The sequence below is a fragment of the Tardiphaga sp. genome (genome assembly GCF_028290785.1).
GTDB lineage: Bacteria > Pseudomonadota > Alphaproteobacteria > Rhizobiales > Xanthobacteraceae > Tardiphaga.
Map to the genome: position 1 here is coordinate 1 of NZ_JAQGJD010000251.1, position 11,196 is coordinate 11,196.

At 64.3% G+C, this 11,196-nt stretch carries 10 protein-coding genes and 2 pseudogenes; 7 read left to right on the plus strand and 5 right to left on the minus strand.

Annotation, left to right across the window (positions count from 1 at the left end; all coding sequences use genetic code 11):
• From ispH to rnhA, 3 genes and pseudogenes are all read left to right on the plus strand, one after another.
• Positions 1-214, plus strand: a pseudogene (gene ispH, locus JWR89_RS15695) (4-hydroxy-3-methylbut-2-enyl diphosphate reductase); the annotation flags it as partial.
• A gap of 5 nt (positions 215-219) precedes the next feature.
• Entirely contained in the window at positions 220-1,200 is a 981-nt protein-coding gene (locus JWR89_RS15700) for a homoserine kinase (RefSeq protein WP_299717725.1), read from the plus strand.
• Complete coding sequence (gene rnhA / locus JWR89_RS15705) at positions 1,197-1,640, plus strand: ribonuclease HI (RefSeq protein WP_299717727.1); 444 nt, start codon at positions 1,197-1,199, stop codon at positions 1,638-1,640. Before JWR89_RS15700 ends, rnhA begins: the two co-directional genes overlap by 4 nt.
• A gap of 167 nt (positions 1,641-1,807) precedes the next feature.
• Here the strand turns inward: rnhA and JWR89_RS15710 are convergent, their stop codons facing one another.
• The 5 genes from JWR89_RS15710 to JWR89_RS15730 all read right to left on the minus strand — a co-directional run bounded on the left by JWR89_RS15710 (position 1,808) and on the right by JWR89_RS15730 (position 8,934).
• Positions 1,808-2,293 carry a peroxiredoxin gene (locus tag JWR89_RS15710; RefSeq protein ID WP_299717730.1) on the minus strand — a complete coding sequence of 162 codons (486 nt, stop codon included), beginning with the start codon at positions 2,291-2,293 and terminating at the stop codon, positions 1,808-1,810.
• A 237-nt stretch (positions 2,294-2,530) separates the two neighbouring features.
• Positions 2,531-4,216: a long-chain fatty acid--CoA ligase gene (locus tag JWR89_RS15715; RefSeq protein WP_299717732.1), complete on the minus strand. Its 1,686-nt coding sequence runs from the start codon at positions 4,214-4,216 to the stop codon at positions 2,531-2,533.
• Between the two features lie 200 nt (positions 4,217-4,416).
• Positions 4,417-5,817, minus strand: a complete 1,401-nt coding sequence (locus tag JWR89_RS15720; RefSeq protein WP_299717734.1) for a D-alanyl-D-alanine carboxypeptidase family protein — start codon at positions 5,815-5,817, stop codon at positions 4,417-4,419.
• 231 nt (positions 5,818-6,048) lie between these two features.
• Positions 6,049-7,845 (minus strand): glucan ABC transporter ATP-binding protein/ permease, encoded by a 1,797-nt coding sequence (locus JWR89_RS15725; protein WP_299717736.1) that lies wholly within the window; start codon positions 7,843-7,845, stop codon positions 6,049-6,051.
• A 93-nt stretch (positions 7,846-7,938) separates the two neighbouring features.
• Positions 7,939-8,934 carry an ABC transporter substrate-binding protein gene (locus JWR89_RS15730; protein ID WP_299717744.1) on the minus strand — a complete coding sequence of 332 codons (996 nt, stop codon included), beginning with the start codon at positions 8,932-8,934 and terminating at the stop codon, positions 7,939-7,941.
• 288 nt (positions 8,935-9,222) lie between these two features.
• Here JWR89_RS15730 and JWR89_RS15735 point away from each other — a divergent pair, with 288 nt between their 5' ends.
• The 4 genes and pseudogenes from JWR89_RS15735 to JWR89_RS15750 all read left to right on the plus strand — a co-directional run.
• The gene (locus JWR89_RS15735; protein WP_299717738.1) at positions 9,223-9,639 is read left to right on the plus strand and encodes a hypothetical protein; all 417 of its coding nucleotides are present in this window, start codon (positions 9,223-9,225) and stop codon (positions 9,637-9,639) included.
• 118 nt (positions 9,640-9,757) lie between these two features.
• Positions 9,758-10,156 carry a phosphoribosyl-ATP diphosphatase gene (gene hisE, locus JWR89_RS15740; protein WP_299717740.1) on the plus strand — a complete coding sequence of 133 codons (399 nt, stop codon included), beginning with the start codon at positions 9,758-9,760 and terminating at the stop codon, positions 10,154-10,156.
• 64 nt (positions 10,157-10,220) lie between these two features.
• Positions 10,221-10,802, plus strand: a complete 582-nt coding sequence (locus JWR89_RS15745) for a YqaA family protein (protein ID WP_299717742.1) — start codon at positions 10,221-10,223, stop codon at positions 10,800-10,802.
• A gap of 67 nt (positions 10,803-10,869) precedes the next feature.
• Positions 10,870-11,196 (plus strand): annotated as a pseudogene (locus JWR89_RS15750) (hypothetical protein); the annotation flags it as partial.

Sequence of the window (11,196 nt, forward strand, 5' to 3'; positions counted from 1 at the left end):
GCTGGCGCAGCGCGCCGCCGATCTCGACTGGAGCATGTTCGAAGGCATCAAGAGCCTTGGCATCACCGCGGGCGCCTCGGCGCCGGAAGTGATCGTCGAGGAGATCATGGGCGCCTTCGCCGAGCGCTACGAGCTGCATGTGGAGACGGTGTCGGCCGCGGAGGAGAACGAGTTCTTCCCGCTGCCGCGCTCGCTGCGCCCCGACGCGGCGTAACCTTCATGGCGGTCTATACCGACGTTCCCGCCGATGAACTGTCGGAGTATCTCGCCGCCTACGATATCGGCGAGCTGTTGTCCTACAAGGGCATCGCCGAAGGCGTCGAGAACTCCAACTTCCTGCTGCACACCACGGCGGGTTCGTTCTTCCTGACGCTGTACGAAAAGCGCACGGCGGTGGGCGACCTGCCGTTCTTTCTCGGTTTGATGTCGCATCTGGCGTCGCACGGCATCCCTTGTCCGGAGCCGGTGAAGATGCGCGACGGCAAGATGCTCGGCACGCTGGCCGGCCGGCCCGCCGCGATCATCGACTTTCTCGAAGGCGTGTGGCCGCGCAAGCCGAATGCCGTGCACTGCGCCGGCATCGGCCAGGCGCTGGCCAAGATGCATCTCGCCGGTCAGGATTTCGCGATGGACCGCGCCAACGCGCTGTCGGTGTCGGGCTGGCGGCCGTTGTTCAGTTCGGCAGCCGCGCGCGCCAACGAGGTGCAGCCCGGCTTGCGGGAATTCCTCGCCTCCGAGCTGAACTACCTCGAAGGCCGCTGGCCGAAGGACCTGCCGAGCGGCGTGATCCATGCCGACGCGTTTCCCGACAACGTGCTGTTTCTCGGCGACCGGCTCTCCGGCCTGATCGACTTCTATTTCGCGTGCAACGACATGTTCGCCTACGACGTGGCGATCTGCCTCAACGCCTGGTGTTTCGAGCCGGATCATTCCTTCAACGTCACCAAGGCGCGCGCGTTTCTGTCGGCCTATGGCCGCGAGCGAAGGCTGTCCGAGGCGGAGCAGGCGGCCTTGCCGCTGCTGGCGCGCGGCGCGGCGTTGCGTTTCCTGCTGACGCGTCTGGTGGATCTCCTCAACGTGCCCGCCGGCGCCATGGTGCAGCCGAAGGACCCGCTGGAATATGTGCGAAAACTGCGCTTCCACCAGTCGGTGAAGAGCATGGCCGATTACGGCGTCGAAACCTCGGGTCTGCCCGCATGACACCGGTTCTGATCCACACCGACGGCGCCTGTTCCGGCAATCCCGGCCCGGGGGGCTGGGGCGCGATCCTGAAGTTCGGCGATGCCGAAAAGGAATTGAAGGGCGGCGAGGCTCATACCACCAACAACCGCATGGAACTGATGGCGGCGATCTCGGCGCTGGAAGCGCTGAAGAAGCCGTGCAGCGTCGATCTGCACACCGACAGCCAGTATGTCCGCAACGGCATTACCAGCTGGATCCACGGCTGGAAGAAGAACGGCTGGAAGACCGCCGACAGGAAGCCGGTCAAGAACGTCGATCTGTGGCAGCGCCTCGACGCCGCGCTGCATACGCACGATGTGCGCTGGCACTGGGTCAAGGGTCACGCCGGCCACGATGAAAACGAACGCGCGGACCAGTTGGCGCGCGACGGGCTGATCGAGAACAAGAACAGGAAGTAGCAGGCACCCGTTCCCCGGACGCTGCGCAGCGCGCCCGCTTGGGCGTGGTGCGCTGCAGATCCGGGGTCCCGGTATTCTTACGCAGAAAAAACCGGGATCCCGGATCTGCGGAGCGGCACAAGAATGCCGCACCGCGTCCGGGAACAAGGTCTGCAGTTAGCAGCTACTCATAGCTGCTCGAGCAGCGTGTCGCCGCCGGAGACTTCGACCTTGCCGGGGTTCGGCTCGAGGTTGAACTTGGTCACGACGCCGTCTTCCACCAGCATCGAGTAGCGCTTCGAGCGGATGCCGAGGCCGTTGCCCGAGGCGTCCAGCTCCATGCCGATCGCCTTGGTGAATTCGGCGTTGCCGTCGGCGAGGAAGGTCGCCTCGTCGCGCAGATCGGTGTCCTTCTTCCAGGCATTCATCACGAACGCATCGTTGACGGAAATCACCGCGATGCTGTCGACGCCCTTGTCCTTCATGGCGTAGGCGTTGAGGAAGATGCTGGGCAGATGCATCTTGTGGCAGGTGCCGGTATAGGCACCGGGAACCGCAAACAGCGCGACCTTCTTGCCCTTGAATACGTCGTCGGTGGTCTTTACGGCGAGACCCTCCGCCGTCATCACGCGCAGCTTCGCCTCGGGCAGCTTGTCGCCAACTTTGATGGTCATCGTCGATCTCTCCAGGAATGTGGGTGGCTGTATTTAGACCGGCTGCGTGACGCGCACAATATTGGTCGCGTAAAGCCAAGTCAGCTACGCAGACGTTCCCCGGATGCAGCGCAACGCAGCGCGCCCGCGCCGTGGTGCGCTGCTGATCCGGGGCCGTCACGAATGCAGAGCTTGGAACGGTCCCGGATCTGCGGAGCAGCGTTGCACGCTGCACCGCGTCCGGGACACGAGACCCGCTTACGCCGCCGCCTGCTTGTTCTCGTCGCGCAATTCGCGGCGCAGGATCTTGCCGACATTGGTCTTCGGCAGCGACGTGCGGAACTCGATCTGCTTGGGCACCTTGTAGTTGGTCAGCTGGGTGCCGCAGAACTTGATGATATCCTCCGCGGTCAGGTTCGGGTCCTTGCGCACGATAAAGGCCTTTACCGCCTCGCTGGACCGCTCGTCGGCGACGCCGATCACCGCACATTCCAGCACGCCGGGATGGCTGGCGATAACGTCCTCGACCTCGTTGGGATAGACGTTGAAGCCCGAGACCAGGATCATGTCCTTCTTGCGATCGACGATCTTGGTATAGCCATCGGCACTCATGATGCCGATGTCGCCGGTGCGGAAGTAGCCGTCGGCGGTCATCACCTTGGCGGTCTCGTCAGGCCGGTTCCAGTAGCCGGACATGATCTGCGGTCCCTTGGCGCAGATCTCGCCGGGCTCGCCGAGCGGCACTTCGTGACCATCGTCGTCGCGGATCGAGATCCAGGTCGAGGGTACCGGCACGCCGATCGAACCGTTGAACTGATCGACGTCGGCGGGATTGCAGGTCAGCGTCGGCGATGTCTCCGACAGCCCGTAGCCCTCGGCCACGAAGCAGCCGGTTGTCTTCAGCCACCGTTCAGCCACCGCCTTCTGCACCGCCATGCCGCCGCCGTTGGAAATCTTCAGCTTGGAGAAGTCTACCTGGTCGAAGCCCGGCGTGTTCAGCAGGCCATTGTAGAGCGTATTCACCGCCGGAAAGCTGTTGACCTGATACTTCATCAATTCCTTGACGAAGCCCGGCATGTCGCGCGGGTTCGGGATCAGCAGGTTGACGCCGCCGGCGCGCATCGCCAGCAGGAAGCAGGCCGTCAGCGCGAAGATGTGGTACAGCGGCAGCGCGCAGACGATGAAGATCTGCTCCACATGGGGCGGTTTGCGCAGCGCCGGCTGCAGCCAGGCGTCGTTCTGAAGCACGTTGGCGAGGATGTTGCGGTGGAGTAGCGTCGCGCCCTTGGAGACGCCGGTGGTGCCGCCGGTATATTGCAGGAAGGCGACATCGTCGCGGCCGATCTCCGGCTTGGTCAACTTCATGTGGCGGCCGGCGCTCAGCGCGTCGTTGAACGACACCGCGCCGGGCAGCGACCAGGCCGGCACCATCTTCTTCACCTTGCGGACCACCAGATTGACGATCACGCCCTTAAATCCCAGCATGTCGCCCATGCTGCCAACGATGACCTGCTTCACCGCGGTCCTTGCAATCACCTGCTGCACGGTGGAGGCGAAATTCTCCAGCACGATGATCGCCTCGGCGCCGGAATCCTTGAGCTGGTGTTCAAGCTCGCGCGGCGTGTAGAGCGGATTGACGTTGACCACCGCATAGCCGGCGCGCAGCACCGCGGCGGTGGCCACCGGATATTGCAGCACGTTGGGCATCATCAGCGCGACGCGCGCGCCCTTGGCGAGGCCCTTGCTCTGCAGATAGGCGCCCAGCGCCACCGACATTTCGTCGAGTTCGCGATAGGTAATCGACTTGTCCATGCAGATGAAGGCCTTGCGGTCGCGAAATTTCGCAAAGCTCTCTTCCAGCAGATCGACCAGCGACGGATACAGATTCACATCGATGTCAGCCGGCACGCCGGCCGGATATTGCTTGAGCCAGATTCGCTCCATGACCTTCCCCCTTGCTATGTTGTTTTGTGGAAGTATTGAGCAAAGCGCGAGTCGATAGCAAGCGGCGGCGCAACATGAGAGGCCGAAGTTTAGCGTGGCGATCGGCTGGGCGCCGGCTATGCGCTCGCTCGCCCCGCAAGCGGGCAAGGTGAGGTTAACGTGGGCTGCGCGGCCGTCCCCAGTCCACTAGCAGCGGAATGCTAGCTGCGTGGGGCCGAAGCTGCCGGTTTGGCATCGCCGGTGGTGGCCTTGGGCGCCGGCTTGGCCGCAGCCTTCGGCTTGGCAGGGGCGCTTGGTTTCGCCGCGTCGGCGGCGGCCGGCTTGGCCGCTGCGGGTTTGATGGCGGCCGGCTTCGCGGCGGCCTGCTTGGGAGCGGCCGGCTTGGCCTCGGCGCCAGCAGCCGGCTTGGCGTCCTTGGAGTCGGTCGCCGCATCGGGCTTCTTCGCCGCGATCCGCTTCTTCGGCTTGGCCTTCGGCGTCTGCTTGGCTTCCTCGACAGCGTTGGCGGCGATCAGGTCGGAGCCGGTCTTCTTCGGGCCAAGATAGACGATGACGGGCTCGGCCGGGGCGGCGGCGGCCGCCAGCATGTCGGCAGGACGCAGGGTCGGCGGCTGCAAGCCGGCGGTGAAGAAGGCCAAAGCCGGGCTTCCGCCGCTCGCGTTGCCGGCGACCTCGGCTTCGTCGTCGGCGTCGCTGGCCGGGCGCTTGCGCTTCGGTCCGCACATCTCGTCGCGCAGGTTCGGCGGCGCGGCGTCGATCGGCACCAGATTATCAACGGTGCCGAGCGCCGGGCGGAGCCAGGTCAGGTTGTTGGCAGAAAAACCGCGCTCCAGCAGTTGCGCCGCCTTGAGGGCGCGGGCCTGGCCGGAGGTCGATCCGAGCACCACGGCGACGAGCCGCTTGCCGTTGCGGGTGGCGGTGGCCACCAGATTATAGCCGGAGGCGCAGATGAAGCCGGTCTTCATGCCATCGGCGCCGGGAAAGCGGCCGATCAGCTTGTTGAAATTCGGAGTGATCCGGCGGCCGAACTTCATCGCGGGGATGTGGACGAAATATTCGTATTCGGGGAGATCATGGATGATAGCCCGCGCCAGAATGGCGAGATCGCGCGCCGAGGTGACATGGCCGTCGGCCGGCAGGCCGTTCGGGTTGACGTAATGGGTTTGCGTCATACCGAGGCGCGCCGCGTTCGCATTCATCAGCTCGGAGAAGCCATCGACCGAGCCGCCGATTCCTTCGGCCAGCACGACCGCCATGTCATTGGCCGATTTCACCATCATCATCGTCATGGCGTTTTCGATGGTGAGCTGGGTGCCGGCCTTGAAGCCCATCTTGGATGGCGACTGCGAGGCCGCGGTCGGCGACACCGTCACCAGCGACTCCAGCGTAGTGCGTCCCTCCTTAACTGCCTTCAGCACCACATAAGCGGTCATCAGCTTGGTGACGGAGGCCGGATACCAAGGATAGGTGGCGTTCTCTGCCTGCAGTACCTTGCCGGTGTCGACCTCGACCACCAGCAGCGCCTCGGCGCCGGCCGCACGGGGCGCGAGGGCCGCGATCGCGAGCCCCGCGATCAGCGCGATTCCATTCAATGATAGCAAGCGGCGCGATGCAGAGAAAAATGACACTAGCCGATTCCGGTTGTTGTCGGGTCGCTCGCCACGCAGCATGGCCGCGGGCGGACGTCCTGGAATGTAACGTTCGGGAGGTACATGCGATCCGGCCATCAATCTGTGACGGCAGCAAACCTATACCGGCTGAAACCATCAGAACAGTGGTTGGCGCTCTATTCGTCGATGAAAGGGGCCAAATTTCGACCGGTAGCGGCAGTCTCACAGCGGCGGCATTGCCTCCGGTAACGCCATGCTGGCCCGCGCCTTTTCCTGAACCATGAATTGCGCCGTCGCCAGGTCGGCGAAATGGCCGCCTTGCGACACCAGTTCATCGAACGTTCCGCTTTCGATCACACGGCCATTCTCGAATACCAGAATTCGCGTCGCATTGCGGATGGTGGACAGCCGGTGCGCGATCACGAAGGTGGTTCGGCCCTTCATCACTTCATCGAGAGCGGCGTTCAGTTTGGCCTCGGTCACGGCGTCGAGCGCGGAGGTGGCCTCGTCGAGAATCAGGATCGGCGGGTCCTTCAGGATTGCCCGCGCGATCGACAGCCGCTGTCGCTCGCCGCCGGACAGCATGCGGCCACGCTCGCCGGCATTGGTCTCGAAGCCACGCTCGCTGCGCTCGATGAAGTCGAGCGCCTGAGCGCGGGAAGCCGCGATGCGCAATTCTTCATCGGTCGCATCGGGCTTGCCAACGCGCAGATTGTCGGCGATCGAGCGGTTGAACAGCAGCGCCTCCTGGAACACGACGCCGATGTTCCGGCGCAGCGCCGCCAGCGTCAGGCCGCGGACATCCATGCCGTCGATGCGGATGAAGCCGGACTGCGGATCGAATGCGCGGTGCAGCAGCGCGATGGCGGTGGATTTGCCGGCGCCGGTGGCGCCGACCAGCGCGATGGTCTGGCCGGGCAGCGCGATAAAGGAAAGATCCTCCACCGCCGGGCGCTTGCCGTCATACGAGAACGAGACGTCGTTGAATTCGACCATGCCCTGAAGCCGGCCGGGATCGATGGCGTCGAGGCGGTCGCGTACCGCCGGCACCGCGTCTAGCACGTTGAAAAAGTCACGCAGCCGCGGTGCTTCCATGAACACGCCGTTGATGAATGACACCACCTGCTCAAGCCGCTGGATCAGCATGGTGGCGAACGAGACGAACATCACGATTTCGCCCACCGTGGTCAGGCCCTGCTGGTGCAGCGCGATGCCGACGGTGAAGATCGCCAGCACGGTGATGGTGGTCGAGGCCTTGGTCATCACCGTGACCAATGCCCACCACGACAGTACCGGCATCTGCGCCGCCAGCAACTGGTCGGCGACGCCGCGCAGCCCCTGCACCTCGGCATCGACGCGGGTAAAACTCTGCACCAGCGCGACGTTGCCGAGCGCGTCCGAGGCCCGCGCCGACAGGTCGCCGTAATGTTCCTCGACCTCGCTCTGCATGCCCGAGGTCTTGCGCACCACCAACGTGGTCAGCACGGTGAACACGACGCACAGCACCGCGAGCAGGACGGCCAGCCGCCAGTTGATGTCGACCGACAGCGGCAGCAGCACGATCAGCGACATGATCGAGGCGAAATGCTCGCGGAAGAAACCCAGCCACAGCCGCCACAGCGCATCGGTGCCCTGCAGCATCACCTTCATCAGCCGGCCGGAATGGGTGCCGGTGTGATAGGTCAGCGGCAGTTGCATGATGTGTTCGAAATAATCGGTCAGCACCGCCTGGCGCTGGCGATGCGCGAGGCGGTCGGCGTGCAGTGCCACCACGGCGCCGCAGACGATGGTGAACAGGCCGAAGCCTACCCACGCCGCCAGCAGCGGCCATGGCGAGGCGACTTCGGCATTGAGCGCGCCGGTGGAAAGATTGCCCGACAGCACGTCGATGATGCGGCCGAACAGCACCGGTTCTGCGAATTGCGCGCCGGCCAGCAGCAGGTTGGCGGCGGCCAGGATCCAGCCGAGCCGCTTCTCCTTGCCGAGCAATTGCAGCACGCGGGTGTAGAGTCGGATCATGGAGAGGCACTCGGGACGACGCGAACGGAATGATCGGCCGCCACTATTCTAAGCAGGGATCGGCAGTGGAATACAGCCGCCCGCAATAGTTGTTCAGTTGATCTTGCGGCCCATCGAGCCCGGCAGGAAGGCATCGTCGAACACGTCCGAGGCGGTGGGGCGCCTGTGGAAGGTAAAATCCTCGGCGATCTCGCCGATCGAGGTCTCGAAGCGCGCCGGATCGATGCCGCCCAGGCCATCGCGGCGGACGTCGTCGGTCAGGATGTTGTCGCGGATAGCGACCCTCAGCCGCTCCAGTTCAAGGTCGCGCGAGCCGCTCTCCATCTGCGTCAGCACATCGTCGATCGCCTTCGCCGGCTGCTGGATGGTGAGCTGGGTAGCGGTGGCGATAGCGCGGACAAAGGCTTTGACGGCCTCGGGCTTCTCGGCGACGAATTTCGGATTGGCGATGACGGCCAGACCATAGGCGGCGCTGCCATAATCGCCGAAGCGAAACACCGCGAGGTCGTCCGCCGGCACGCCGCGGTCGCGCAGGTTGACCGCCGAGAGATAGGAGAAGCCGCTGACGGCATCGACCTGTCCCGCCGACAGCATCGGCTCGCGCACGGCTGCACTGATCTTTTCCTGCTTCACATTCGCGAGCTTGATGTTGTTGCGGCGGGCCAGCGCCGGCCACAGCCGGATCGCCAGGTCGCCCTCGGCGATGCCCAGCGTCTTGCCGTCGAGGCTGCCGAGCGAGGTGACGCCGCGGCTTCTGCGGGCGACGATCGCGTAGGGCGCCTGGTTGAGCAGCACGAACACCGCCTTGATCGGGACGGCATCGGCGGCATCGCGATAGCGTACCAGCGCGTTGATGTCGGCCAAAGCCATGTCGCTGGCCCCCGAAGCGACGCGGGCGATGGCGTCGCGGCTGCCGCTGGCGACGGTTGTCGTGACGGCGAGATTTTCGGCACCGTACAGGCCGCGCGTGGACGCCAGGACGAACGGCGCCGCCACTGCGTCGATCGGGCGATCGAGCACGAACTGGATCGCAACCGGCGCTTTATCGTCGGCAGCGCGGCCCTGCGAGGCGCCGTTGGCAACCGCCAGCGCGCTGATGGAGAGGATCAGATTTCGACGGGAGAAGCTTTTCACGACATTACGCATGAGGCACTGACAGCAGGATCGCGCGGCAGTTCGGGCCGGCGGTATGTTTGATCGATCACAGCGAGGCTGCGACATTCTACCGGCAATATGCACATCGAATCTGAACGTCCGGTGACTGCCTTGCTTCCGACACCCTTCGTTCAGCCTGCGTTGGGGTTTGGGAACCCATGATGACCGAAGTGGTTAGCAATCCGAGGCCCGCAGGGCCAGCCGATCACGGAGGACATTGATATGTTCACACGCACCTCGTTTTCTTCCACCGCCCGCGCTGCCGTCATGGCGGCTGTCGCGGCAGTGGCGTTCACTTCGTTCGCGCCATCGGCCGTCATGGCTGCTCCGGCGGCGAAAGCAACTGCCAGCCAAGGCACCAGCGGCGCCACCGATTTCAGCTCGGCGCGACGCCGGCATTATAGCCGCGGCGGCGGCAACGCGGCGGGTTTGGCGGCCTTTGCCGGCATCGTCGGGACTATCGGCGCGATCGCGGCGACCCAGAACCGCCGCGACTACTACGATAATGGCCCCGGATACGGCTATTACGGCGGCGGCCCCGCCTACTATGACGGTGGCCCGGCCTATTATGGCGGTGGACCGTATCGCGGATATGGCGGCGGTCATGGCTACGACAATTCCCGTCGTCAGACCTGGTAACGCGGATCCGTCCTGAACTATCAATCGCCGGCCGCCTCCAGACGGTCGGCGATTTGCGTTAAACCGCTTAGCACCAGACGTTAACGCGCTGGCGACGGCTTTAGATTACCTTATCGGGATGGGTGATTCGCTCGACCGACTTTATCTGGCGGTGATCGCGGCCAAGGATCTCGATCCGGCGGTGTCGCGGACGGCCCGGTTGTTTCAGCGCGGGCCGGCGAAGATGGCCAAGAAGCTGGCCGAGGAGGCCATCGAGGTCGTAATCGACGCGGTCAACCGCAAACCCGATGCGGTGATCCGCGAAAGCGCCGACCTGCTGTATAATCTGACGGTTCTGTGGGCCTCGGCTGGGGTTCGGCCAGATCAGGTGTGGGCCGAGATGGACCGCCGTGAGGACATGCTCGGCATTGCCGAGAAGCTCCCCAAACCGCGTAAGCCTCTGAAGCCAGGTGCAACGCGCGCCGTGCGGCGACCAATTGTCGCGGCCGAGGGTGGTCGGCTGCGCAAGCTCAGCTAAACCTTTCGAGCGGTTCCTGCGTCTCTGGCTGGACAAATCGCGACGAGGGTGGTTCATCGCGGCCATGCTTAGACGAATGTATGATTGGTGCATCGACGCCGCCCACAAGCCCTACGCGCTCTGGATTCTGGGAATGGTGTCGTTCGCGGAAAGTTCGTTCTTTCCGATCCCGCCAGACGTGATGCTGATTCCGATGGCGCTGGCACGGCCGGAGCGGGCCTGGTTCTATGCGGGGCTGTGTACGTTGACCTCGGTGGCCGGCGGCGTGGTCGGCTATGCCATCGGCGCGTTGCTGTATGATTCCGTGGGTCACTGGGTGATCAGCTTCTATGGCTACGGCGACAAGGTCGAGGCGTTCCGCGCCGGCTACGCCGAATACGGCGCCTGGATCATCCTGCTCAAGGGCCTGACGCCGATTCCGTTCAAGCTTGTCACGATCACGTCAGGCTTTGCCAATTACAACATCTGGATGTTCATCGGGCTGTCGCTGATCGCCCGCGGTGGCCGCTTCTTCATCGTCGCGATCCTGCTCAACCGGTATGGCGTATGGATCCGCGAGACCATCGAGAAGCGGCTGGGACTCTGGGTCGGGCTTGCCGTTGGCCTGCTGCTGCTCGGCTTCATCATCGCCTTCCGCATGTTCTAGGCCGGGTTCTGGCTTGGGGCGCTTCCCCCGGCGCGGGTGCCGGGGTACGTTTCGACTCATGTCTGAGTTGACGAATCCGATCGCCGCGACCGCCCGCGCCTTCCTCATCGCCGTGCTGGTGACGCTGATCCTTGCCGTGGCTATCGCGTGCGCCTGGTCGCAGGCGGCTCCACCGGCGCAAAAATCGATCATTATCCAGGTGGCTCCAGCCGCGGAAACGCCTGCGCCTGCGCCCGCTCCCGTCGCGCCACCGGCGCCGCCCGTCGCGCCCGCATCTCCCCCGGCAGAAAATCCGGGCCTGATCAATGAAATCGGCAAACTGTTCCAGGATTCGCCCCTGAAGCTGCCGGCGCTACCGTCCTTCAAGAGTTTCGGCGAAAGCACGGACGGCTTG

Bases quoted from the DNA above. Each gene is read 5' to 3' on its own strand.
- JWR89_RS15700 (WP_299717725.1), top strand. From the start codon at position 220: ATGGCGGTCTATACCGACGTTCCCGCCGATGAACTGTCGGAGTATCTC.
- hisE (WP_299717740.1), top strand. From the start codon at position 9,758: ATGGGTGATTCGCTCGACCGACTTTATCTGGCGGTGATCGCGGCCAAG.
- JWR89_RS15725 (WP_299717736.1), bottom strand. From the start codon at position 7,845: ATGATCCGACTCTACACCCGCGTGCTGCAATTGCTCGGCAAGGAGAAG.
- JWR89_RS15745 (WP_299717742.1), top strand. From the start codon at position 10,221: ATGCTTAGACGAATGTATGATTGGTGCATCGACGCCGCCCACAAGCCC.
- JWR89_RS15735 (WP_299717738.1), top strand. From the start codon at position 9,223: ATGTTCACACGCACCTCGTTTTCTTCCACCGCCCGCGCTGCCGTCATG.
- JWR89_RS15710 (WP_299717730.1), bottom strand. From the start codon at position 2,293: ATGACCATCAAAGTTGGCGACAAGCTGCCCGAGGCGAAGCTGCGCGTG.
- rnhA (WP_299717727.1), top strand. From the start codon at position 1,197: ATGACACCGGTTCTGATCCACACCGACGGCGCCTGTTCCGGCAATCCC.
- JWR89_RS15715 (WP_299717732.1), bottom strand. From the start codon at position 4,216: ATGGAGCGAATCTGGCTCAAGCAATATCCGGCCGGCGTGCCGGCTGAC.